At 71.6% G+C, this 22,456-nt stretch carries 23 protein-coding genes; 9 read left to right on the forward strand and 14 right to left on the reverse strand.

What is annotated here, in order from left to right:
• Positions 1–69: 69 nt before the first annotated feature.
• The 5 genes from AB0H21_RS26865 to metH form a co-directional block, all read right to left on the reverse strand.
• Positions 70–1,857, reverse strand: coding sequence for an ABC transporter substrate-binding protein (locus AB0H21_RS26865; protein ID WP_358521640.1), 1,788 nt, complete (start codon positions 1,855–1,857; stop codon positions 70–72).
• Positions 1,858–1,912: 55 nt separating this feature from the next.
• Positions 1,913–2,911 (reverse strand): ABC transporter permease, encoded by a 999-nt coding sequence (locus tag AB0H21_RS26870; protein ID WP_358521643.1) that lies wholly within the window; start codon positions 2,909–2,911, stop codon positions 1,913–1,915.
• A gap of 803 nt (positions 2,912–3,714) precedes the next feature.
• Positions 3,715–4,224, reverse strand: a complete 510-nt coding sequence (locus AB0H21_RS26875) for a cellulose synthase (RefSeq protein WP_358521645.1) — start codon at positions 4,222–4,224, stop codon at positions 3,715–3,717.
• A gap of 164 nt (positions 4,225–4,388) precedes the next feature.
• A complete protein-coding gene (locus tag AB0H21_RS26880) occupies positions 4,389–5,036 on the reverse strand; it encodes an HAD family phosphatase (RefSeq protein WP_358521648.1) in 648 nt (215 codons plus the stop codon).
• A gap of 61 nt (positions 5,037–5,097) precedes the next feature.
• A complete protein-coding gene (gene metH / locus AB0H21_RS26885) occupies positions 5,098–8,565 on the reverse strand; it encodes a methionine synthase (RefSeq protein WP_358521650.1) in 3,468 nt (1,155 codons plus the stop codon).
• Positions 8,566–8,776: 211 nt separating this feature from the next.
• Between metH and AB0H21_RS26890 the strand changes: the two genes are divergently transcribed.
• Both AB0H21_RS26890 and AB0H21_RS26895 read left to right on the forward strand, forming a co-directional pair.
• The gene (locus AB0H21_RS26890) at positions 8,777–9,631 is read left to right on the forward strand and encodes a PAC2 family protein (RefSeq protein ID WP_358521653.1); all 855 of its coding nucleotides are present in this window, start codon (positions 8,777–8,779) and stop codon (positions 9,629–9,631) included.
• A gap of 347 nt (positions 9,632–9,978) precedes the next feature.
• Positions 9,979–10,548, forward strand: coding sequence for a hypothetical protein (locus AB0H21_RS26895; protein WP_358521655.1), 570 nt, complete (start codon positions 9,979–9,981; stop codon positions 10,546–10,548).
• Here AB0H21_RS26895 and AB0H21_RS26900 read toward each other — a convergent pair.
• From AB0H21_RS26900 to AB0H21_RS26910, 3 genes are read right to left on the reverse strand one after another with little or no spacing between them, the layout of a single operon-like run.
• On the reverse strand, positions 10,520–11,278 hold the full coding sequence (locus tag AB0H21_RS26900; protein ID WP_358521657.1) for a CbiX/SirB N-terminal domain-containing protein: 759 nt from the start codon (positions 11,276–11,278) through the stop codon (positions 10,520–10,522). The two genes, AB0H21_RS26895 and AB0H21_RS26900, sit on opposite strands and share 29 nt — an antisense overlap.
• Complete coding sequence (locus tag AB0H21_RS26905; RefSeq protein ID WP_358521660.1) at positions 11,275–12,444, reverse strand: uroporphyrinogen-III synthase; 1,170 nt, start codon at positions 12,442–12,444, stop codon at positions 11,275–11,277. Before AB0H21_RS26905 ends, AB0H21_RS26900 begins: the two co-directional genes overlap by 4 nt.
• Positions 12,441–12,611 (reverse strand): nitrite reductase (NAD(P)H) small subunit, encoded by a 171-nt coding sequence (locus AB0H21_RS26910; RefSeq protein WP_358521662.1) that lies wholly within the window; start codon positions 12,609–12,611, stop codon positions 12,441–12,443. The genes AB0H21_RS26905 and AB0H21_RS26910 overlap by 4 nt, the downstream gene beginning before the upstream one ends.
• A 504-nt stretch (positions 12,612–13,115) precedes the next feature.
• Here AB0H21_RS26910 and AB0H21_RS26915 point away from each other — a divergent pair.
• The 6 genes from AB0H21_RS26915 to AB0H21_RS26940 all read left to right on the forward strand — a co-directional run bounded on the left by AB0H21_RS26915 (position 13,116) and on the right by AB0H21_RS26940 (position 16,179).
• The gene (locus AB0H21_RS26915; protein ID WP_358521665.1) at positions 13,116–13,595 is read left to right on the forward strand and encodes a peptide deformylase; all 480 of its coding nucleotides are present in this window, start codon (positions 13,116–13,118) and stop codon (positions 13,593–13,595) included.
• 130 nt (positions 13,596–13,725) lie between these two features.
• Positions 13,726–14,355 (forward strand): hypothetical protein, encoded by a 630-nt coding sequence (locus tag AB0H21_RS26920; RefSeq protein WP_358521668.1) that lies wholly within the window; start codon positions 13,726–13,728, stop codon positions 14,353–14,355.
• A 92-nt stretch (positions 14,356–14,447) separates the two neighbouring features.
• The gene (locus AB0H21_RS26925; RefSeq protein ID WP_358521670.1) at positions 14,448–14,738 is read left to right on the forward strand and encodes a hypothetical protein; all 291 of its coding nucleotides are present in this window, start codon (positions 14,448–14,450) and stop codon (positions 14,736–14,738) included.
• Positions 14,739–14,804: 66 nt separating this feature from the next.
• Positions 14,805–14,921 carry a hypothetical protein gene (locus AB0H21_RS26930; protein ID WP_358521672.1) on the forward strand — a complete coding sequence of 39 codons (117 nt, stop codon included), beginning with the start codon at positions 14,805–14,807 and terminating at the stop codon, positions 14,919–14,921.
• A 105-nt stretch (positions 14,922–15,026) separates the two neighbouring features.
• On the forward strand, positions 15,027–15,812 hold the full coding sequence (locus tag AB0H21_RS26935) for a GvpL/GvpF family gas vesicle protein (RefSeq protein WP_358521674.1): 786 nt from the start codon (positions 15,027–15,029) through the stop codon (positions 15,810–15,812).
• Positions 15,813–15,912: 100 nt separating this feature from the next.
• Positions 15,913–16,179 carry a gas vesicle protein K gene (locus AB0H21_RS26940; RefSeq protein ID WP_358522025.1) on the forward strand — a complete coding sequence of 89 codons (267 nt, stop codon included), beginning with the start codon at positions 15,913–15,915 and terminating at the stop codon, positions 16,177–16,179.
• 10 nt (positions 16,180–16,189) lie between these two features.
• Here the strand turns inward: AB0H21_RS26940 and mshC are convergent, their stop codons facing one another.
• From mshC to AB0H21_RS26970, 6 genes are all read right to left on the reverse strand, one after another.
• On the reverse strand, positions 16,190–17,425 hold the full coding sequence (mshC, locus tag AB0H21_RS26945) for a cysteine--1-D-myo-inosityl 2-amino-2-deoxy-alpha-D-glucopyranoside ligase (protein ID WP_358521675.1): 1,236 nt from the start codon (positions 17,423–17,425) through the stop codon (positions 16,190–16,192).
• Between the two features lie 130 nt (positions 17,426–17,555).
• Positions 17,556–18,293, reverse strand: coding sequence for an NRDE family protein (locus tag AB0H21_RS26950; RefSeq protein ID WP_358521678.1), 738 nt, complete (start codon positions 18,291–18,293; stop codon positions 17,556–17,558).
• 79 nt (positions 18,294–18,372) lie between these two features.
• On the reverse strand, positions 18,373–19,137 hold the full coding sequence (locus AB0H21_RS26955; protein ID WP_358521681.1) for an SCO1664 family protein: 765 nt from the start codon (positions 19,135–19,137) through the stop codon (positions 18,373–18,375).
• Positions 19,134–19,694: a DUF3090 domain-containing protein gene (locus AB0H21_RS26960; protein ID WP_358521683.1), complete on the reverse strand. Its 561-nt coding sequence runs from the start codon at positions 19,692–19,694 to the stop codon at positions 19,134–19,136. Before AB0H21_RS26960 ends, AB0H21_RS26955 begins: the two co-directional genes overlap by 4 nt.
• A 9-nt stretch (positions 19,695–19,703) precedes the next feature.
• Positions 19,704–20,417 carry a histidine phosphatase family protein gene (locus AB0H21_RS26965; RefSeq protein WP_358521685.1) on the reverse strand — a complete coding sequence of 238 codons (714 nt, stop codon included), beginning with the start codon at positions 20,415–20,417 and terminating at the stop codon, positions 19,704–19,706.
• Positions 20,418–20,427: 10 nt separating this feature from the next.
• A complete protein-coding gene (locus AB0H21_RS26970) occupies positions 20,428–21,249 on the reverse strand; it encodes an undecaprenyl-diphosphate phosphatase (RefSeq protein ID WP_358521688.1) in 822 nt (273 codons plus the stop codon).
• 170 nt (positions 21,250–21,419) lie between these two features.
• Here AB0H21_RS26970 and AB0H21_RS26975 point away from each other — a divergent pair, with 170 nt between their 5' ends.
• Positions 21,420–22,367, forward strand: a complete 948-nt coding sequence (locus AB0H21_RS26975) for an aldo/keto reductase (RefSeq protein WP_358521691.1) — start codon at positions 21,420–21,422, stop codon at positions 22,365–22,367.
• The last annotated feature ends 89 nt before the right edge of the window (positions 22,368–22,456 follow it).

The following is a 22,456-nucleotide window of genomic DNA, read 5'->3' on the forward strand; positions in this document are numbered from 1 at the left end:
GGCCGGCCGGTCGGCCGGCCCCCTGCCGCGTTCACGTGTCTATCGGATCGAACGGGTGCTCAGGGGCACTTACTGGACGCCCATGTTGAGGTAGTCGTACATGCTGAACGCGTCGTTGATGTACACGTTCGTCACGCCCTTGCCGCGCAGCAGCAGGCTCTTCGCCCACAGGCCCGGAAGGATGAAGGCGTCCTCCATGACCTTCTGGTCGATCTGTCCCCAGATCGCCTCGCGCTTGGCGATGTCGGTCTCCTGCGCCGCCTGGTCGAACATCTTGTCGACCTCGGGGTCGCGGACGCTGACGTTGGAGGAGCCACCGGTCTCGCGGATCACACGGCTGTCCGCCATCTGGCTGAGGAATCCGTATCCGTCCGGCCAGTCGGCGCCCCAGCCGTTGACGGCGAGGCCGAGGCCGTTGGACTTGGCGTACCCGGGCTTGCCGGCGTACAGGGCGAAGTAGTCCGCCTGCGGGAACGGCTTCAGCGTCAGCTTGATGCCGACCTTGGCCAGGGACTGCTGCAGCGCCTCGGCGGTCGCCTTCTCCTTGGGACGCTCGGCCCGGTAGGAGATGTTGGTCTCGAAGCCGTTCGGCTGGCCGCAGGCCGTCAGGTGCTCCTTGGCCTTGGCGACGTCACCGTGGTTGTCCGGGCCGGCCGGGTACAGGTTGATGTCCTTGTGGCCGGGGATCAGCGGCGGCATCAGGCTGGTCGCGATCTGGCCGCCGGAGAACTCGCCTCCGTAGGCGGTCTGGTAGGCGACCTTGTCCGCGGCGTACTCGACGGCCTTGCGGCAGTCGATGTTGTCCAGCGGCTTCACGTTGCCGTTGATCGAGGTGTACCAGAGGCGGGTCAGCGTCGGGTTGTCGGTGTTGGCCTTGAGGTTCGGGTCGGTCAGCACCCGGCCGAGGGTCGCCGGCTGGGCGCCGGTGCCGGCCACGTCGACGTGCAGGTCACCGGCGAGGATCCGGTTGTCGATGTCGTCGGCGTTGACGTTCGTCGAGACCTCGTAGCCCTCGGGCAGCGCCTTGCGGTTCGGGTCGGTCGCCGGGTCCCAGTTGTCGTTGCGGACCAGGTTGAAGCCCTTGCCGATCTCGTTCTTGTCGAACTTGTACGGCCCGGAGGAGATCACGTGCTCGCGGTACTTGGCGCCGGTGTCCTTGGCCTCGGGCACCGGGATCGTCGCCGGGAGCTGCGCGAAGTAGTCGAAGCCGCTGTAGGGCTGCTTCAGGTGGAAGACGATCGTCTGGTCGTCCGGGGTCTCGATCGCGCTGTCGGTGTTGACGCCCTTGGACTTGTAGGGGCCCTTGTAGTCCTTCGGCAGATCGAGGGTTTCGTTGAAGTAGGTGTACCCGTCGGGGAACACCTCCTTGTCCAGCGACCGCAGCACGCCGTACTTCACGTCCTTGGACGTGATCGGGGTGCCGTCCTCGAACTTGACGCCCTGCTTCAGCTTGTACGTCCAGGTCTTCGCCCCGTCGCTCGGGACGCCCAGGCTCTCGGCGAGGTCGGGGATGAGCTGGTTGCCCTCCTTGCCCGGCGCCGGCTTGAACATCACGAGGGACCGGCCGTAGAGCCGGACGAAGTTCCACGAGTAGCCGTAGTACGTGTCCGCCGGGTCCAGGGAGTCCCAGTCACCCGCGTTGGCGAACTTCAGGATGCCGCCCTTCTTGTCGGAAGGGTTGAACACCTTGTCCAGGGCCGCGTTGAACTCGGCCTTGGGGGCGTCGCCACCTCCGCTCGAGGCGGGCGCCGAGCCGGAGGAGCTCGGCGACGTGGCGGTGCCGCCGCCGCAGGCGGCCAACCCCAGGGCGAGAACCGCACTCAGGGCGGTCACCCCCAGCGTGGTCTTTCTCTTCATCTACACAACCCCTTGTTGTCGAGGCCAGGGAACTAACGGGGGAACCGGATCGAGCTCATCGGGCCCTTGGGTCGAGGGCGTCGCGGAGTCCGTCACCGAACAGGTTGAAGGCCAGCACGGTGATGAAGATCGCCATACCGGGGAAGAACATGAAGTGCGGAATCGAGTAGAACCGCACCGCGTCCGACAACATGCCACCCCAGGTCGCGGTGGGCGGGCGCACCCCGACTCCGAGGAACGACAGCGCCGCCTCGAAGAGGATGTTCGTCGGGATGAGCAGGGTCGAGTAGACCAGGATCGGCGCGACCAGGTTGGGCAGCATCTCGCGGAAGATGATGTACGGCCCGCGCGCGCCCAGACTTCGCGCCGCGTCCACGAACTCCCGCTCGCGCAGCGACAGCGTCTGGCCGCGCATGATGCGCCCGATGTAGGGCCAGTTGAAGAAACCGATGATGAAGATCAGCAGGGTGACGCTGAGCGTGTCGCCGGTCAGGCCGAACGCGCTGCTGTTGCCCTGCTGCACGATGCCGGACAGCGCCATCGCGAAGACCAGGATCGGGAAGGCCAGGAAGACGTCCATGGTCTTGCTGATGACCGAGTCGACCCAGCCGCCGAAGTACCCGGCCATGACGCCGAGCAGCGTCCCGATCACCACAGAAAGCAGCGTCGCCAGGAAGGCGATCAGCAGCGAGATGCGGGCGCCGTAGACCACGCGGCTGAAGATGTCGCGCCCGTTGACCGGCTCGACGCCGAACAGGTGGTCCCAGCCGATGCCGGTGCCGTCCTTCGGAGCCAGCGTCTCGGAGCTGATGAGGTCCTGGTTGAAGTCGTTGGGGGGATGGCCGATCAAGCCGACGATCAGCGGAGCGAAGATCGCGACGAGGATCAGGAAGATCACGACCCCGGCGCCGGTGAGGGCGACCTTGTCGCGCTTGAGGCGCGTCCACGCGATCTGGCCGAGCGACCTGCCCTGGATCGTCTTGGCCTGCCCGTCCAGCACGGCTTCCGGCGCGGCTTCGAGCTCCGAGCCGGAGACGTCGAGCGGTGCGGTCATAAGTGTCGGCCCCCTGGATCCCAGACGACGTAGTCCGTCTGGCGCGCCGCCCGGCCGGAGGTGGCGGGCGGGCATCGCCCCATGTTGCATGGGAGACCGCGTATACGGCCCCGGACGCAGAATCTACGTGCTGAGCTGCACTGACCAGTACCTGCGCACGCTATGTGGCTCAACTGTGATTCACGCGAAATTCATTCGTATCGATCTTGGACCGATTGTTCGGGGCCTGTCCGCATTGTGTCTCGGATCCGTGACACGCCGCGCGGATGCGCCGTGGCGCACGCGATCGCGGCCCCCGGAGGCCGCCGCCCGCGGGGCGCGACGCCCCGCGAAACAGGGACCCGGTCGAGGGTGGCCGACCATACCGAGGACGCTACGCGTTCCTCGGGAGCCACACGGCCATCGCCACGCCGTTATGGCAATGTGACCTGATCACCCGCCGAATTCCTTACCCACTGCGACCCCGCCGCGCGGGATGCGAGCACCGGTGCCGGGGAACCCGGTGATCAACGTACCGGCTCCCGCGATGGTCCCATTCTCACGGGTGCGCGGGCGAAGATCCGGGTATGCCCTGAGGCGTCGACGCCGGACGAGGGCATGCCGTACGTGCCTCCGCCCGCGCGCGACGCTCGCCACCGGCGCCTGTCAGCCCTACGCGAGCCCGTGGCCGGACGCGCGACCGCCACATCCGTGCGGTGGAGGGCCCTGGCGCCGCCCACCGCACGGAGGCCACTTCGACCTTCGCCCGGCCACGCCCCGACCGGTGTGTCCCCCTCACCGCCGGGCGTGCTTCACGCTCGTCGCTAGCTGATGCCGCGGCGCTTGAGGATTTCCTCGATGTCGCCGAGGTCGTCGTCGGGGGCGGCGGCCGTGGTGGGCTGACGCTTGGGGAGGGGCGGGCGGTTCGGCTGGGTGGGGGCCGTGACGGACGGGAGGGTCGGCGACGGCCCCGCGGACGGCTGGGCGGCTGGGTCCTGCTTGGCGCGGCGGCGGGTGCGGGACTCGCCGAGGGTCCTGCCGCGCAGGACGCCCGAGACCAGGAAGAGCAGGGCGGCCAGGCCGGCCACGGCGACGCCCGCCCAGACCTTCGGCGAGAACACCAGGCCGGTGACGAAGCCGACGGCGGCGGTGCCCATCGTCCAGAGCGCGGGCAGCGCTCCGGTCAGGTAGGCGGCGACCGGGATCAGCGACCACGCGGCGGCGCGCAGCCCGGCGCCCGCGCCTCGCCTGCGGAACGCCAGGAAGCTCAGCACCAGGCCCACGGCGGTCAGGCCCCCGCACAACGGCAACCAGGCGATCTGGTCGAACGACATAACGGCTTCGCCCCCTTGTCATGGCTTTCCGTTCCATCCTGGCACCTGGTACGCGCCGGTCCCCTCCTTCCCAAGGAGGGGACGTCCCCTAAGGGAGGATGATCCTCCTGAGACCCGCCTCAGGGTGGACCGTCGTCCAAGGCGCGGAGCCACCGGGAAGGGGTTCAGGAGATGGAGAGGGCGCGGAGGGCCGCGACGTCGACCTGCTTGAGGGACTCGGCCACGAGACGCCTCGGAGCCGGGGCGATGGGGAGGATGCTGGGGACGGCCACGACCGCGCAGCCCGCGGCGGTGGCGGCGGCGACGCCGTTCGGGGAGTCCTCAAGGGCGACGCACTTCGCCGGGTCCACGCCCGTCAGGCGCGCGGCCATGAGGTACGGCTCAGGGTCGGGCTTGTAGTTCCGGACGTCGTCGCCGGTCACGATGACGTCGAAGTGGTCGCGCCGGCCGATGCCGTCGAGGATGGCGTCGGCCATCACCCGGGCGGAGGAGGTGACCAGGGCGACGGGCAGGCCCGTCGCGCGGACCTCGCCCAGCAGTTCCATGGCCCCGGGCATCGTCTCGAAGCCGTCGGCGAGCCGGGCGAGCACACCGTCGACCAGCCAGGCCTCGACCTCGGCGGGAGATCGGTCGGAGCCGCCGGCCTTGATCATGTACGCGACCGTCGCCGGCATGGAACCGCCGACCAGGTTCTCCTGATCGGCGTCCGACCACGCGGCCCCCAGACGTCTCATCACATCCGACTCGACCTGGAACCAGAGCTTCTCGGTGTCCACGAGAAGCCCGTCCATGTCGAAGAAGACCGCATCCACTCAAAACCCCCTGAAAGTGCGCAATTACTAGACCCTGACCGTACCGTCTGGCCGTCAGGCGTCAGACGTTGAAGTATTTGGCTTCGGGGTGGTGAACGATCATCGCGGAGGTCGCCTGCTCCGGATGCAACTGGAACTCCTCCGACAGCGACACCCCGATCCGGGACGGATCCAGCAACTCGAACACCTGCCGCTGATCCTCCAGACGCGGACACGCCGGATAGCCGAAGGAGTACCGGCAGCCGGTGACGTTCACCTTCAGCATGTCCTCCAGGCTCTCGTTCCCGCCGATGCCCAGCTCGGACCGGACCCGGGCATGCCAGTACTCCGCCAACGCCTCGGTCAGCTGCACCGAGAGCCCGTGCAACTCCAGGTAGTCACGGTAGGCGTCCTTGGCGAACAACTCGGCGGTGGCCTGGGAGATCCGCGAGCCCATGGTGGCGACCTGGAAGGCCACCACGTCCACCTCCCCTGAGCCGGCCGGACGGAAGAAATCGGCCAGGCACAGGTGCCGGTCGCGGCGCTGGCGGGGGAAGGAGAACCGGGTCCGCTCCTTGCCCTCCTCGTCCAGGATGATCAGGTCGTCGCCGTGGGAGACGCAGGGGAAGTAGCCGTAGACCACCGCGGCCTGCAACAGGTTCTCGGTCTGCAACCGCTCCAGCCACATCCGCAGCCGCGGCCGGCCCTCGGTCTCCACCAGCTCCTCATACGACGCCCCGCCGGTGCCGCGGGCGGCCTTGAGCCCCCACTGGCCCATGAACGTGGCCCGCTCGTCCAAGAACGCCGCGTAATCGGCCAGCGGAATGCCCTTGACCACCCGCTCCCCCACGAACGGCGCCACCGGGACCGGATTGTCGCCCGCCACATCCGAACGCGCCGGCAACTCGGCCTCGGGGGTGCGGGCCAGGGTGGCACCGGACTTGACCCGCCGCTCCCGCAACGACGGCAACCGGGCACCCTTCACCCCGCGTTTGACCGCCATGAACGCGTCCATCAGCCGCAGCCCTTCGAAGGCGTCGCGGGCGTAGCGCACCTCGCCGGTGAAGGTCTCGGCCAGGTCCTGCTCCACATACGCCCGGGTGAGGGCGGCGCCGCCGAGCAGGACGGGGAACCGCTGAGAGATGCCGCGGGCGTTCATCTCCTGCAGGTTCTCCTTCATGATCACGGTGGATTTGACCAGCAGCCCGGACATGCCGATCACATCGGCGTCCTTCTCCACCGCCGTCTCCAAGATCGCCGAAACGGGCTGTTTGATGCCCAGGTTGACGACCTCGTAGCCGTTGTTGGACAAGATGATGTCGACCAGGTTCTTGCCGATGTCGTGCACGTCCCCCTTGACGGTGGCCAGCACGATACGGCCCTTGGTCTCGCCCTCCACCCGGTCCATGTGCGGTTCCAGGTAGGCCACCGCGGCCTTCATCACCTCGGCCGAGGACAACACGAACGGCAACTGCATCTGTCCCGAGCCGAACAGCTCGCCGACGGTCTTCATGCCCTCCAGCAGCACCTCGTTGATGATCTCCAACGCGGGCCGCTCCTCCAGAGCGACGTCCAGGTCGGCTTCCAGGCCCTTGCGCTCGCCGTCCACGATGCGCGCCTTGAGCCGCTCGGCCAGCGGCATGGCCGCGAGCTCGGCCGCCCGCCCGGCCCGTACCGCGCCGGCGTCCACCCCCTCGAACAGCTGCATGAACCGCTGCAGCGGGTCATAGCCCTCCCGCCGCCGGTCGTACACCATGTCCAGCGCGACCTGCCGCTGCTCATCGGGGATCCGCGCCATCGGCACGATCTTCGAGGCGTGGGCGATCGCCGAATCCAGCCCCGCGTTCACACACTCGTTCAAGAACACCGAGTTCAGGACGACGCGGGCCGCGGGGTTGAGGCCGAAGGAGATGTTGGACAGGCCGAGGGTCGTCTGCACCTCGGGGTAGCGGCGCTTGAGCTCGCGGATGGCCTCGATGGTCTCGACGCCGTCGCGGCGGGTCTCCTCCTGGCCGGTGGCGATCGGGAAGGTGAGGCAATCGATGATGATGTCAGCGACGGCCATTCCCCAATTGACCGTCAGATCCTCGATCAACCGCGTGGCGACGCGCACTTTCCACTCGGCCGTGCGCGCCTGGCCCTCCTCGTCGATGGTCAGCGCCACCACCGCGGCGCCGTGCTCCTTCACCAGGCGCATGATCTTAGTGAAGCGGGAGTCCGGGCCGTCGCCGTCCTCGTAGTTCACCGAGTTGATCACGGCGCGGCCGCCGAGCATTTCCAGACCGGCCTGGAGTACGGCAGGCTCGGTGGAGTCCAGGACGATCGGCAGGGTGGAGGCGGTGGCGAACCGGAAGGCCAGTTCCTTCATGTCGGCCACGCCGTCACGGCCGACGTAGTCCACGCACAGGTCCAGCATGTGCGCCCCGTCGCGCACCTGCGCCCGGGCGATGTCGACGCACTCCTCCCAGTTCCGCGCCAGCATCGCCTCGCGGAACGCCTTGGAGCCGTTGGCGTTGGTCCGCTCACCGATGGCCAGGTAGGAGGTGTCCTGCCGGAAGGGGACCGCCTGGTACAGCGAGGCCGCGCCGGGCTCGGGCCGCGGGCGCCGCGGGACGGGGGCCTGCCCGCGCACCGCCTCGACGACCTGGCGCAGGTGCTCGGGGGTGGTGCCGCAGCAGCCGCCCACCAGGCCCAGCCCGTACGCGGAGGTGAACTGCACGTGGGCCGCCGCGAGCTCCCGCGGGGTCAGGGGGTAGCGGGCGCCGTCGGAGGTGAGCTCGGGCAGACCGGCGTTGGGCATGCACGACAACGGCAACCGCGCATGCCGCGACAGATACCGCAGATGCTCACTCATCTCCGCCGGACCCGTCGCGCAGTTCAGCCCGACCACGTCCACACCCAGTGGCTCGATCACCGCCAGCGCCGCACCGATCTCCGACCCCAGCAACATCGCGCCATTGGTCTCGATCGTCACCTGCGCGATCACCGGCACATCACGGCCCGCCGCCTCCACCGCACGACGGGCCCCGATCACCGCCGCCTTCACCTGCAACAGGTCCTGACACGTCTCCACGATCAACGCATCGGCGCCACCCGCGATCAACCCCGCCGCGTTCAGCTCATAGGCATCCCGCAATGCCCCGTACGGCAGATGACCCAAAGTCGGCAGCTTCGTCCCCGGCCCCATCGACCCCAGCACGAACCGCGGCCGATCCTCCGACGTCCACTGGTCGGCCGCCTGGCGGGCCAGGGCGGCGCCCGCCCGGGACAGCTCGAAGACGCGCTCCCCGATGCCGTACTCCCCCAGCGCCGCCAGATTGGCGCCGAAGGTGTTGGTCTCCACGCAGTCGACACCGACCGCGAAGTACGCCTCGTGCACCGCCCGGACGATGTCGGGACGGGTGACGTTCAGGACCTCGTTGCACCCTTCGTGACCGTCGAAGTCGTCCAGCGAAGGGTCGTACGATTGCAGCATCGTGCCCATCGCGCCGTCGGCCACCAGGACGCGCTCGCCCAGGTGACGCCTGAACGAGGAGGCTTCACGGTTCATGGGCCCAAGCGTAGCCGCCGGGCCTAAATCGACACGGAGCGACATCGCACGGGGCCGTCCCGTTGGACCGCTCTCGCGCACGGCTATCCCCTCTCGGTGACACTGACCGCCCCTCAACGAATAGGCTTAGTTAGGCACAAGGCCGCCGCCGGCGGTCGAGAGGGCGCTTCGTCGTGTGAACGCCCTTGGCCATGCCAGGAGGAGGCGGCGTGTGATCGAGCTCGAAGGACTTCCCGAGCTCGTCGACCCGGTGCTGATCGCCGCGTTCGAGGGCTGGAACGACGCGGGCGAGGCGTCGAGCGGCGCTCTGGCGCATCTGGAGGCGGAGTGGAAGGCCACCCCGCTCGTCGAGCTCGACCCTGAGGACTACTACGACTTCCAGGTGACCCGCCCGGTGGTCGAAATGCGCGACGGCGTCAGCCGTTCGATCGTGTGGCCGACCACCCGCCTGCTGGTCGCGCGGCCCCCGGGCAGCGAGCGCGACGTCGTGCTGCTGCGCGGCATCGAGCCGAACATGCGCTGGCGCACGTTCTGCTCCGAGATCGTCGGCATCTGCCTGGAGCTCGGGGTCGAGACCGCGATGCTGCTGGGCGCCCTGCTGAACGACTCGCCGCACACCCGGCCGGTGCCGATCATGGGCAGCGTGAGCGACCCGGGCCTGGCCCGTTCCCTGAACCTGGAGCTGACGCGCTACGAGGGGCCCACGGGCATCGTCGGCGTGCTCCAGCACTCCCTCAGCGCGGCGGGCACCAAGACGATCTCCCTGTGGGCGTCGGTGCCGCACTACGTCGCCCAGCCGCCGAACCCGAAGGCCACGCTCGCGCTGCTGAGCCGCATGGAGGACCTGCTCGACATCCCGATGCCGCTCGGCGAGCTGCCGGACGAGGCGCAGGCGTGGGAGCACGGCGTGGACGAGCTGGCCGCGCAGGACTCCGAGGTCGCCGAGTACGTCCGGGAGCTGGAAGAGCGCAAGGACGCCGCCGAGCTTCCCGAGGCCAGCGGCGACGCGATCGCCGCCGAGTTCGAGCGCTACCTGCGGCGGCGCGACCACGACAGCGACGGCTAGCGACGGCCGGCGACGCCTGAGGTCACGGGCGCCGGTCCGGCCGGCGCCCCCGGCACGTCGTGCGACACGCGGGAAAGCCACGTTTCGCATATTCACCGCGCGCTTCGCGGATCACGGGTAATAATTGGCCGCCGCGCCGTTCCGCACCTGCACGTATGGGCGGCACCCCTCACGCGCGGCCACGCTTCGGCGACGGAGAGGAACACCGCTCCGCGAACCCCCCGGAACCACGCCACCCGCGTGCTGAACCGACACATGTGACCGCGCACCCTGGGATCCCCATGGCGACGACTCAATATCCAGATCCGCACAAGAGAGCACAGGAGACGCGGCGACGCGTCCTCGAGATGGCCGTGTACATGCACCAGGAGGGCAGGGACGAGGCGCCGCGCCCGGAGGACGGCGGCGCGTATCCGCAGATGCGCGGCGCGACCCCCGCCCAGGCGGTGGACATGTTCCTCGCCCTCCTGCAGGACCGCCTGCCCGTCTGGCTGCGCACGCTCGACGCGCTGATGCACAAGGCCGGCAAGGGTCGGGTCAACGACAACCTGCTGCCGGTGGCGCGCACGGGCATCGACTACTACGCCGAGGTCCAGTCCGCGGCGATGCCCGCGTTCATCTCCCCGTCGATCACGGTGCGCTTTCGCGAGGCGCTGCGCGAGACCGATCTCGGGCCCGCCTCGGAGATCGCCCCGCTGGCCGAGTACCTCGCGCTGGAGCGGAGCCTCGGCCGGGTGGCGCCCGACGTGACGCCGGAGGCCAGCGCCCGGTTGCTGCTGGCGGGCTGTTTGCGGCACGCCTACTACGAGACGTTCATCGGGGCCGGCGCGGGCCTGTCCCGCGACGACTGCGCGGCCGAGATCGTGCGCGAGTTGCGGCTGGAGGCGATCACCCCCCGGACGCCGGCGCTCTCCTGAGCCCGCGGGCCGCGCCGGGCACGCGCCGCGCCGCCCCCTGCCACGCCGACCCGGCCGTCGCCTCGTCGAAGCGGTGCCACACCAGGGCGGCCAGTTCGTCGTCGGCGCCGAGCGGGCGGGAGACCAGGTCGGCCCCGGACTCCTCCAGCCGACCCTGGAAGTGGCCGGGCGCGAGAAGGTAGGACGCCAGGGCCACCCGGGGTGCCGGGCCCGAGCGCAGCCGGTCCAGGGCCTCGCCGACGGCCGGGCGGCCCGCCGAGGCGAACGCCGCGGTGACCGGCCGCGACAGCCGCATCGACAGCAGCCGGGCGGCGGCGCGGACGTCGTCCAGGGCGCCGGGGTCGGAGGAGCCGGCCGCGCCGAGGACGACCGTGTCGGTGGAGCGCAGCCCCGCCGAGACCAGGCGGCGCACCAGCACGGACGTGATGAGCGCGTGGGGGCCGAGCCTGCCGGCGACCAGCGCGCCGGGCTTGGCGCGGGCGACGACGGCGGGCAGGTCGATGTGGACGTGGTAGCCGCCGGCGAGCAGCAGCGGGACCACGACGGCCGGTCCGGGCAGCCCGGCCAGGATCCCGTCCAGCGGGGGCGAGCTGATCTCCAGGTAGGCGGCCTCGACGCGGTGGCCGGGGCGTGCCCGGCGTACGCGGGCGGCCAGGGCGGCGATCGTGGCCTCGCCCTCGGCGCTGCGCGTGCCGTGGGCCGCGAGCACCAGCGCGGGCGGCAGGGTCACCGCACCTCCAGCCGGTCACAGGCCAGGCGGTAGCCGCGCTTGACGACGGTCTCGACGATGCCGGCCGGGCCGAGGGCGCGGCGCAGCCGGGTGACCGCCATCTCGACGGCGTGCTCGGCGGATTCCCGTGCCGGGCCGCCGGGGAGCACGACCCGCAGCTCCGAGCGGGCGACGACGTGCCCGGGCCGCTCGGCGAGGCGCTTGAGGACGGCCATGGGCGCGGGCGGCAGCGGCTTGAGGTCGCCGTCGACGGCGACGGCGTGGCCGCGGATCTCCAGTTCGTGGGAGCCGGCGGTGACCCGGGTGACGCCGTGCTCGGGCAGGTGCCGGGCCAGGGTGCGGGCGAGGGCGCCGAGCCGCGAGCGTTCGGGCTGGATCACCGGCACGTTCCTGGCCACCAGCGGCGCGGCGGTGACCGGGCCCACGCAGGCGGCCATGACCGACCCGCGGAAGGCGTCGATCAGCGAGTCCTCCAGGTGCTCGGCCCGCGCGGCGTTGAGCATGGCGAGCACGGCGGGGGCGCTGGTGAAGGCGACGGCGTCCACCGAGCCGGAGATCGCCTGGGTGATCAGGCGGCGCAGCGGCGAAGGGTCGCGGTAGGGCAGCCAGCGGTAGACCGGGACCTCGATGACGGTGGCCCCGGCGGCGCGCAGGGCGGCGATGAAGCCGATCAGCGGCTCGCCGTGAAGCTGGACGACGATGCGGCGCCCGCGCAGGTCCTGGGCGAGGAGGTACTGCTTGATCTCGTCGCAGGACTCGGTGGCCGGGGTCCAGTGGTCGCTCAGCCCGGCGGCGCGCACGGCCCCGCGCGCCTTGGGCCCGCGGGGCAGGATGCGCGCGGAGGCCAGGTGGGCGGCCAACTCGGTGCACAGCCCCCAGCCCTCGGCGGCGGCCATCCAGCCGCGCAAGCCCACGCCGGTGGTGACCACGACGTCGTGGACGGGCGCGTCCAGGCACTGGCGGGTGGCCGCGAGCAGGCCGGCGTCCTCGGCGAGCGGGACGAGCCGGATCGCCGGGGCGAGGACGACGCGGGCGCCCCGGCGTTCGAGGAGCGCGGCGAACTCCTCGCGCCTGCGGGTGGCGGTCACGCCGATGGTGAAGCCCGCCAGCGCGTCCGGCGCGGTCTCGGGACTGGTCAGCGGATCGTCCAGAAGCGCGGCTGTCATTCCACGCTCACCTCCAGGGTGCCGTCGGTGACTCGGGTGGGGTATGTCGGTATCGCTGTCTCCGGGTCGTCCAGGCATGCGCCGGTGACGAGGGAGAAGACCTGTTTGTGCATGGGTGTGACGACCACGGGTTCCTCGCCCCGGGTGCCGACGATGCCGCGCGACATGCCCACTGCAGCGGGCAGTGCGTGGCCGCTCCCACGTGCGCGGGCGACATCACAGACGCCTGCGGGGCAAGTGAGATCGGCATGGATCCGATGGTGCTTTCAGGCCGTTTCACCGTTGGGTCCCTCCTGTTACCTCTGTGCTACATCCCGGCCGGCCCGCGAATCGGGGTCGGACACGGGCCTCGGCCAGCCCCACGGCGGCCCTGCCCCGCTTTCCTCCCCGGAGCTAAAGCCGGCCTTTCGCCGACGCCGTCCGCGTAACCTCGACCACGGTCGCTTTCCTCCTATTTCGCTGTTTTCAGGAGGTTCAGACCGTATCCGCGCTCATCACACCGCCCCGCGACGATGGTTAGATATCGCCGTTACTTCCGACGCACCCTTGAAACATGTGATCCGCAGGCATCACTGAGGCAACCTGGATTCAACAAAGGTTGCCGTCAGGCCGATCCGGGAATTCCTCCCGGGAACCGTCCAGCCGACCCGACGACACCCCCTGGAGCGAGCTTGTCCAGCGTCCAGCCGATCAGGCTCTTCGCCGACCCCGTGCTCCGCACCGTGGCCTCCCCGGTCACCGACTTCGACCGATCCCTGCGCGAGCTCGTCAAGTCCCTGCAGGCCACCACCCGCGCGGGCGCCGGCCGCGCCGGGCTCGCGGCCCCCCAGCTCGGCGTGCCGCTGCGCGTGCTCGTCTTCGAGGTGGAGGGCAGGTCGGGGCATCTGGTGAACCCCCGCCTTGAGGCGTCCCCGCGCACGATCGTCGCCGACGAGGCGTGCCTGTCGGCGCCCGGCGTGTGGTGGCCGCTGGAGCGTTCCTACTCGGTCGTCGCCAAGGGGCGCGACATGTACGGCAAGCCGGTGACGATCCGGGCGCTCGGCATGCTGGCCCGGGTGCTGCAGCACGAGGTCGACCACCTGGACGGCGTGCTGTTCAGCGATCATCTGCCCGCCGACGAGCGGGAACGCTTCTTCGCCGCGCTGACGTAGGTCCGCCCCCGGGCGGGCGCCTCCGTTTTCTCCGCGCACCATGTCCATTTTTACCGGTCATGCGTGTTCTGTACCGATATGGGCGGGTAGGGCTGAACCGTCGAAACGGGAGCCGGAGGAGGAGGCAATCGTGGCAGGCGGACTCAAAGTGGCCGTGGCGGTCGCGCTCGGCTACTTCCTCGGCCGGCACCGGAGGTTCAAGCTCGCGATCGCCCTGGCCGTGGCGGGCGCGACCGGCAGGCTCGGCGGGACGCGCGGCAACCTGCTGGAGCAGGGCATGAAGCTGGTCAGCTCGTCCCCCGAGCTCGAGAAGATCGTCAACAGCGTCCGCGGCGAGCTGTTCGAGGCGGGCAAGGCCGCCGCGAGCAGGCAGGTCTCCTCGATCAGCGCCAAGCTCCAGGCTCGCGCCGAGTCCCTCCAGCACGCGGCCAACGGCGCAGCCGGGCTGGAGGAGACCGCGACCGGAGCCGCGACCGAGGCGGCGACCGGAGCGACGGCGACGGCCACGGGTGCCGCCAGAGGAGCCGCCAGGACCGCGCGCGGCGGCGTCTCGGGACTGCGGCACCGGGCCACGGGAGGCTACCGGACCGCCAGGGCACGACGCCCGCGCGGCGAGGAGGAAGGGCCGTACGAGGACCAGTACGGCGAATACGCCGAGTACGAGGAAGAAGAGGACTACGAGGAACCGCCGCCCCGGGGGCCCGCGCGCGAGGGCGCCAGGCGGGCACGGGACGTCGGCCCGGAGGACGTGGAGGAGTAAGAAGAGGACGAGGAACCGGCCCCGCGCGGGCGCGTGGTCCGTGACCGGCCGTCGCCGCGGTCCCGGCCGGTCCGCCGGAGGGAGTGACCGCGATGGCGGACGAGGGCAAGGGGCTGCTGTCCCCGATCAAGCAGCAGATCCGCGGCCTGGCCGGGCCGGCGGGCAAGATGGCCCTCCGCGCGGTGCGGCGCAAGGTGGAGGAGACCACCAGGCGGCTCACCGGCTTCGCCGAGGGTGACGGCTTCCGCACGACCGGCCGGCTCGCCGGCGCCGAGGGCGGCACGGGCCGCCTCAAGGCGACGAGGGCGCGGCCGGCGACCGGGAGAGCTCCGGGAGCCGGCGCGAGCGCGCCCGGGAGGCCGGGGGCGAGCCGCGGCGCCTGACGGCGGCGACGGCGGCGGGCCGGGTCGCGGCACATCGCCGACCTGACCGGCAAGGACGTCGAGGGCGTGACGCTGGTGAGGCCGGCGGGCGACGGCTGGACCGTGGAGGTCGAACTGGTGGAGGACCACCGCATCCCCTCCTCGGGCGACACGCATCGAGGGGCCGCGCCGGGCGGCCTATGACGAGCGGGCCCGCGAGGCGGAACGGGCGTACGACCGGGAGCGCCGCCGTGAGTGACGTCAAGGGCCACGCCGCGACGCGCCCGGCCGCCGGGGAGGAGGATCACCGTGGCTGACAGCGCGACGTACCTGTACGCGATCACCCGGGAGAAGGACCGGGCCCGCCCAGAGCGGCTCGCCGGCCTGGCGGGCGTGGCCGGGGCGCCGGTCCGCGCGGTGGCGCACGCCGGCCTGGTCGCCTACGTGAGCACCGTGCCGCTGGCGGAGTTCGGCGAGGAACCCCTGCGGCGCTGGCTGGAGGACCTGGACTGGGTGGGCGAGACGGCCCGCGCCCACCACCGCGTCGTGGAGGCGATCGCCATGGACGCGGCGACCGCGCCGGTGCGGCTGGTCACGGTGTACAGCGGCGAGGCGCAGGTCCGCGCGATGCTGGAGCGCAGGCACGACGACTTCGCCAAGGTGCTCAAGCAGGTGGCCGGGAGGCACGAGTGGGGCGTCAAGGTGTACGCCAACCCCGCCTCCCCCGCCGGCGCTCAGGCCGCCGAACCCTCCGGCGCCGGGCCGGGAACGGCCTACCTGCGGCGGCGCAGGGACAGCCTGCGCAGCCGCGACGAGGCGTGGCGGGAGGCCGCCGAGCGCGCCGAGCACATCCACGAGGCCTTGGCGGACGTCGCGGCGGCGGCCCGCCGGCACCGGCCGCAGGACCCGCAGTTGTCCGGCCGCGAGGACTGGATGCTGCTGAACGGCGCCTACCTCGTCGACGAGGACCGGCGCGGGGAGTTCGCGGCCGCGGTCGAGGGCCTGCGGGAGCCGGGCATCGACGTCGAGGTCACCGGCCCCTGGGCGCCGTACTCGTTCACCGCCCTGGAGTTCGCGGAACCCCGACGGTACTGAACCGCTGAGGGCCCCCGAGCCCGCCGAGCGTCCCGGGCCCGCCTCCGGGCGGCCGGAGGGACGCGGGGACCGCGAGCCGGCCTCCGCCGGGCGCCGGCATCTGCGGGCCGCCCCCGACACGGTGGAGCGGGACCTGACCCGGCTCGTCCTGACGCTGGTCGAGCTGGTCCGCCGGCTCGTCGAACGTCAGTGCGTCCGGCGCATGGAGCAGGGCGACCTGTCGGATGAGCAGGTCGAGGCGCTCGGGGTGACGCTCATACGCCTGGAAGAGGCGATGAACGACCTGTGCGAGCGGTTCGAGGTGTCCCCGGCGGACCTGAACCTCGACCTCGGACCGCTCGGCACGCTGCTGCCGACCGACCGCTAGAGGCCGACCGCTAGAGCCGGACGCCGAGCAGCGCGTCGGCAGTGGCGCGGACCAGCCCGGGGGCGCCGGCGTCCGGATCGCCCGCGCCGTCCGTGCCCGCCAGGGCGCGCTCGGCCCAGGAGTCGATCGCTGCCAGGGCCCCGGGCGCGTCCAGGTCGCCGGCGAGGCGCTCCCGGACCTCCTGGAGAACCGGCCGGGCGTCCGGACCGGCGGCCAGGTCCACCGCCGAGCGCCAGCGCGCCAGGCGGGTCTCCGCGCGGCCGATCTGGTCGCCGGTCCACTCCCAGTCGGAGCGGTAGTGGTGGGCCAGCAGCGCGAGCCGCACGGCCATCGGGTCGTGCCCGGCGCGCAGCCGCGAGACGAACACCAGGTTGCCCCGGGACTTCGACATCTTCTCGCCGTCCAGCCCCACCATGCCCGCGTGGACGTAGGACTTCGCGAAGGGCCACTCGCCGGTGGCGACGTGGCCCTCGCTGGCGCCCATCTCGTGGTGAGGGAAGATCAGGTCCGACCCGCCTCCGGAGACGTCGAAGCCGCTGCCGAGGCGGCTCAGCGCGATCGCGGTGCACTCGACGTGCCAGCCGGGACGGCCAGGGCCGAAGGGCGACGGCCAGGACGGCTCGCCGGGCCGCTCGGCGCGCCACAGCAGCCAGTCGAGGGGGTGGCGCTTGCCCTCGCGCCCGGGGTCGCCGCCGCGCTCGGCGAACAGCTCCAGCATGTGCTCCTCGGTGTACCCCGAGACGGCGCCGAACTTGGGGGCGGCGGCGGCCGAGAAGTAGACGTCACCGCCGACGTCGTAGGTGGCGTCCTTGTCCTTCAGCCGCTGGATCAGCTCGGCGACCTGGCCGACGACCTCGGTCACGCCGACGTACTCGCGGGGCGGCAGCAGGCGCAGCGCCTCCATGTCGGTGCGGAACAGCTCGATCTCGCGGGCGGCCAGCTCACGCCAGTCGATGCCGTCCCGCTCGGCGCGCTCCAGCAGCGGATCGTCGACGTCGGTGGCGTTCTGGGTGTAGTGAACCTCGTGGCCGGCGTCCCGCCACACGCGGTTGACCAGGTCGAACGCCAGGTAGGTGTTGGCGTGCCCCAGGTGGGTGGCGTCGTACGGGGTGATCCCGCAGACGTACATGCGCGCCGTCGGCCCAGGGGAGGTCGGCCTGACCTCGCGCGCCGAAGTGTCGTAGAGCCGGAGAGGGAGGCCGGCGCCGGGCAGTGGCGCTATCTCGGGAGCAGGCCAGGATCGCATGCCCTGAGCCTATCCATGCGCAGGTCCGGTGGGATCACCCTGGGGTGTCCGTTTCGTCAGAGTAGGGGGACGGGCGTGGCCGATCACGCGAACCGCCTGCGGCACCCTCTGCCGACCGGCCGGGCGCCGCTCAGCCGGCCCCGGGCAGCGGCACGGCGTACCACGACGAGGGGTCGGCGGGACGGGGACAGAACTCGTAGCGCAGGGCGCCCGGGCCGAGCGCGACCAGCGTGACCGAGCTCGTGCCCCATGTCCCCTCGGGGAGCTCGTGGCGGACCACCAGGGCGCGGGGGTCGGACACCGGCAGTCCCGCGCCCGAGGCCAGCGCGCGCCACTCCCCCCACGAGCCGCCGTCGTCGTACGCGGACGGGCGCGCCGCCGCGGCGAAGCGCGGGCGGAAGTAGGCGCCGCGCGGCCCCTCCTCGTCGCGCTCCCAGCCGTCGTTGACGATCACGTGGGTGCCCTCGGGGAGCTTGGCCTCGGTCATCCGCTCGCCGTCCCAGCTCCACAGGCGCGCGCCGCCCGGGTCGGCCACGAGCAGGTGAAACGGGTCGTAGCAGGCCAGGCCGCCCGCGGGCGGCTCGCCCGCCACGGCGGCGCGCAGGGGGAGGTCGCCGCGCGACCTGCGGATCGCGGCGGCGGCAGGCGTCCCGTGGCCGTTCAGCAGCGCGGCCACGCGGGAGGCGCCGGGGTCGGCCGCGAGCCAGGTGCCGCCCGCCTCCAGGTCGCGCCCGCCCACCAGGCGGGGGTACTCGGGCCAGTGCGCGCCCGGCGGCTCCCACGGCCGCGTGGCGAACTCGTCGCGCACGCCCGCGAGGACCACCGGCGTCGGCGCGCCCGGCTGGATTCCGATGACGACGGTGCACATGCCCGTTCCCTCCAGGGTCGGTAGAGATGGACAGACCTCTGGAAGGGTACGCCTTGTGCCCGGAACGGCGGGAACGCGGTCAGATGGGCGGCCAGGGTATGGCGGGCCAGTCCTCGGAGGGGTACGGGTGGATGCCCGTGCTGAGCAGGCGGCGCACCCGCTCCCAGGTGGCCTCGGCCTCCGCCAGTGTCAGCAGCTCGCGCAGCCGCCGGCCGAGCCTGCCGCGCTCGATCTCGCGTTCGAGCCTGGCCAGGACGTTCACCGCCTCGCGGGGAAGCGGCTTGCCGCGCCACTGCCACAGGACCGTGCGGAGCTTGTCCTCCTCGGAGAAGCACACGCCGTGGTCCACGCCGTAGATGTGCCCGTCGGGCAGCGGGAGCAGGTGGCCGCCCTTGCGGTCGGCGTTGTTGACCACCGCGTCGAAGATGGCCATGCGGCGCAGCGCCGGGTTGCGGCTGCGGATCAGGGCCATCAGGTCGGCCTCGGGGTCGGTGTCGATCCAGAGCTGGCACATTCCGGGGCCGAACGGGCCGTCACGCAGGACGCTCGGCGGGACGATCTGCCAGCCGGTCGCGGCCGAGACCTCGAAGGCGGCGACCTCGCGGGCCGCCAGCGTGCCGTCGGGGAAGTCCCACAGCGGCCGCTCGCCCCGCACGGGCTTGTACACGCACTCGGTGGCCAGGCCGTCCAGGCGGATCGTGCAGTAGAGCGTCATGTTGGTCGCCTCGACCAGGCGGCCCGCGACCTCGATGGTCCCCTCGCGGAGCAGGCGCAGCGCGGTGACGTCGTCGAGGCCGGACGCACCGGGGAGGCTGCTGAGCCGGGGGTCGCTCTCTGCACTCACGTACGGTCCCCCCGGTGGCCGTTCAGACGGACGCAGATGTGGCCTTCGGCGTCGAGCGGCTGCCCGCACAGGGGGCAGGGCGGCCGGCCCGCCGCGACGATCTCCAGGGCCCGCTGGGTGAACGCCCGGGCCGAGGCGGCGCTGATGTGGACCCGCAGGACCGTGGACTCGGGACGGTCGAGCTCGTCCTCCGGCCGCTCCTCGTCCTCGTCGGTGGCCTCCTGGGCCTCGATGACGACCTGCGCGGTGTCGGGGTCCCAGGCGAGGGCCATGGTGCCCACCCGGAAGTCCTCCTCGATGGGAAGGTCGAGGGGGGCCTTGTCGGCGAGCTCCACCGGCGCCATGGCCGGCACGGGCGCGGTGCCCCCGCTGCGGCGCAGCACCTCGTCGAGCAGCTCGTCGAGCCGATCGGCCAGGACCGCGACCTGGAACTTCTCCAGCCCGACGGTCGTCAGGCGCCCCTGACCACGGGCTTGCAGAAAGAAGGCGCGTGATCCCGGTTGCCCAACGGCACCGGCCACGAACCTTTCTGGCGGATCGTAGTCGAAGACCGGCATAGCCCGACCTTACGTGGTCCCGGCTCCGCCGCCGACAGCGGCGTCGCTCTCGGTGGAATTTTCTGCCCCGTCTTCCTGCTCCGAACCCTCAGGCCCGGGCGGCGGGGGGATGAGATTTTCGACCCCGCCTCCCACATCGTTGACCCTCAGGACGAACGGCCGCAGGGGGGTGTAGCGGATGGCCGTGAGGGAGGCCGGGTCGGCGGTGACGCGCTGGAACTGGTCCAGGTGGACGCCCATCGCGTCGGCCACGATGGCCTTGATGACGTCTCCGTGGCTGCAGACCAGGTACGTCGCCTTCTCGCCCAGCTTCTCGTTCCAGTGCCGCACGGCCGCGACCGCGCGGCGCTGGACCCCGGCGAGGGACTCTCCGCCCGGGAAGACGGCGGCGCTCGGGTGCTGCTGCACGACCCGCCACAGCGGCTCCTGAGCGAGCTCCTTCAGCGGCCGGCCGGTCCAGTCGCCGTACCCGCACTCGCCGAAACGTTCATCGGTGTCGATCTTCACTCCGTCACGTCCCCGGAGCACCGCGGAGGCGGTCTCCTGGCAGCGTTCCAGAGGGCTGGAGACGATCGCGTCCAGATGCAGGGGCGCGAGCCGGGCGGCGAGGGCCTCGGCCTGCTCCCGCCCCCGCTCACTGAGGTGGACCCCGGGGGTCCAGCCGGCGAGCACGGGCCCGGTCATGTCCGTCAGACCGTGCCGCACCAGAAGCAAAGTGGTCACAAACCCAAGCTTATTGGGCCGTGATCACCCCTAGGGACAGCAGAGTCAGGAGAAAGGCGCCGATGAATACGCGATAGGTGACAAAGATCATCATGGAGTGCCTGGTGATGTACTTGAGAAGCCAGGCGATCGAGGCGTAGCCCACCGCGAAGGAGACGATGGTGGCGATCGCCGTGGGAACCAGGTCGGGGCCGCCTCCGTCGCCGAGGTGCCGCATCTCGAACAGCCCGGACAGCACCACGGCCGGGATGGACAGCAGGAACGAGTAGCGGGCCGCGGCCTCGCGGGTGAACCCCAGGAACAGCCCGCCGGTGATCGTCGAGCCCGACCGGGAGGCCCCGGGCACCAGCGCCAGCGCCTGGAAACCTCCGATGATCAGCCCGTCCCGGAGGGTCAGCGAGTCGAGAGGGGTGCGCTGGCGGCCGATCTGCTCGGCGAGCAGGAGCAGCAGCCCGAAGACGATCAGCACGGTGGCGTTGATCCACAGGTTCCGGGCGGGGCCCTCGATGGCGTCCTTGAACACGATCCCTAGCACGCCCAGCGGGATCGTCCCCAGCCCGATGTACCAGCCCATGCGCGCGTCCACCTCGCCGCGCAGCTCGGGCGTCCACAGGCTCCGCAGCCACGTCCAGGCGATGCGCACGATGTCGCGCCAGAAGTAGATGACCACGGCGAGCATGGTGCCGAGCTGGATCACGGCGGTGAAGGCGGCGCCCGGGTCGGACCAGCCGAACAGCCGGGGAACGATGAGCAGGTGGGCTGAGCTCGAGATCGGCAGGAACTCGGTGAGACCCTGCACGATGCCGAGCACGATCGCTTGCAGTGCGTCCATAGTGGGCGCCAGCCTAGGGCAGCGCCGCCCCCTGGTGAGCCGGGCGCGGTGACGACGCGACGATGACCGGGTGAAGGAATCGCCGGGACCCTCTCTCGCACGGGCCCTCCCGGGCGCGTCCGGGGGCTTCCCGGCCGGTGGGAGGCCCGGCACGGTAACGTGGCCAGATCATGGATCAGCGATTGGTCGGGCGCAGCGGTCTTTCGGTGTCGAGGGTGGGGCTCGGCACGATGACCTGGGGGCGCGACACGGGGCCTGAGGAGGCCACCGCGCAGCTCGTCGAGTTCGCCGAGGCCGGGGGCACGCTCGTCGACACCGCCGACGTGTACGCGGGGGGCGACGCCGAGCGGCTGCTCGGCCGCCTGCTGCGCGGGTCGGTGCCGCGCTCGGACGTCGTCATCGCCACCAAGGCGGTCCTGACGCCGCACGGGCCGCGCTCGCGCGACGCCTCGCGCAGGAGCCTGATCTCGGCGCTGGACGCCTCGCTGGACCGGCTGGGGGTCGACGACGTCGACCTGTGGCAGCTTCACGCCTTCGACCCCGAGGTGCCCTTGGAGGAGACGCTGGCCGCGGTCGACACCGCCGTCTCCTCCGGCCGAACGATGTACGCCGGGGTGTGCAACTACGCCGGGTGGCAGGTCGCCGCCGCCGGCGTCTGGCAGCGCTCGGCGCCCTCCCGCGCGCCGATCGTGTCGGTCCAGGTCGAGTACTCCCTGCTGGCCAGGGACGCCGAGCGCGAGGTCCTGGCCGCGGCCGAGCACGTCGGCGCGGGCCTGCTGGCCTGGTCGCCGCTCGGGCGGGGGGTGCTGACGGGCAAGTACCGCGTGGGCATACCGGCCGACTCGCGGGCCGCGACGCCGCACTTCGCCGACTTCGTCCAGCCGTACCTCGACGAGCGGTGCCGCCGCGTGGTCGAGTCGGTGACCACCGCCGCCGACGGGCTCGGGGTCTCGCCGCTGGCGGTGGCGCTGGCCTGGGTGCGCGACCAGCCGGGCGTGGCCGCCGCCATCGTCGGAGCCCGCACGCACGCCCAGCTCAAGGGCACCCTGCAGGCCGAGGCCCTCACGTTGCCGATGGAGATCCGCGAGGCCCTGGACGACGTCTCCGCCACCGACTGAGGACGCGTTCACCGGTCCGTCACCGGCCGTCACGACACGGTGAACGGGAATCCTCCTCACGTATCACTAGTCGGTACCGAATCGCACCT

The sequence above is a fragment of the Sphaerisporangium sp. NPDC051011 genome, from assembly GCF_040653595.1.
Lineage (GTDB): Bacteria > Actinomycetota > Actinomycetes > Streptosporangiales > Streptosporangiaceae > Sphaerisporangium.

Excerpts from the sequence above, each read along its gene's own strand:
- AB0H21_RS26960 (WP_358521683.1), bottom strand. The coding sequence starts at position 19,694 with ATGCCGGTCTTCGACTACGATCCGCCAGAAAGGTTCGTGGCCGGTGCC.
- mshC (WP_358521675.1), bottom strand. The coding sequence starts at position 17,425 with ATGCGATCCTGGCCTGCTCCCGAGATAGCGCCACTGCCCGGCGCCGGC.
- AB0H21_RS26950 (WP_358521678.1), bottom strand. The coding sequence starts at position 18,293 with ATGTGCACCGTCGTCATCGGAATCCAGCCGGGCGCGCCGACGCCGGTG.
- AB0H21_RS26895 (WP_358521655.1), top strand. The coding sequence starts at position 9,979 with ATGGCCGTGTACATGCACCAGGAGGGCAGGGACGAGGCGCCGCGCCCG.
- AB0H21_RS26975 (WP_358521691.1), top strand. The coding sequence starts at position 21,420 with ATGGATCAGCGATTGGTCGGGCGCAGCGGTCTTTCGGTGTCGAGGGTG.
- AB0H21_RS26870 (WP_358521643.1), bottom strand. The coding sequence starts at position 2,911 with ATGACCGCACCGCTCGACGTCTCCGGCTCGGAGCTCGAAGCCGCGCCG.
- AB0H21_RS26970 (WP_358521688.1), bottom strand. The coding sequence starts at position 21,249 with ATGGACGCACTGCAAGCGATCGTGCTCGGCATCGTGCAGGGTCTCACC.
- metH (WP_358521650.1), bottom strand. The coding sequence starts at position 8,565 with ATGAACCGTGAAGCCTCCTCGTTCAGGCGTCACCTGGGCGAGCGCGTC.
- AB0H21_RS26925 (WP_358521670.1), top strand. The coding sequence starts at position 14,448 with ATGGCGGACGAGGGCAAGGGGCTGCTGTCCCCGATCAAGCAGCAGATC.
- AB0H21_RS26875 (WP_358521645.1), bottom strand. The coding sequence starts at position 4,224 with ATGTCGTTCGACCAGATCGCCTGGTTGCCGTTGTGCGGGGGCCTGACC.
- AB0H21_RS26865 (WP_358521640.1), bottom strand. The coding sequence starts at position 1,857 with ATGAAGAGAAAGACCACGCTGGGGGTGACCGCCCTGAGTGCGGTTCTC.
- AB0H21_RS26905 (WP_358521660.1), bottom strand. The coding sequence starts at position 12,444 with ATGACAGCCGCGCTTCTGGACGATCCGCTGACCAGTCCCGAGACCGCG.
- AB0H21_RS26910 (WP_358521662.1), bottom strand. The coding sequence starts at position 12,611 with ATGTCGCGCGGCATCGTCGGCACCCGGGGCGAGGAACCCGTGGTCGTC.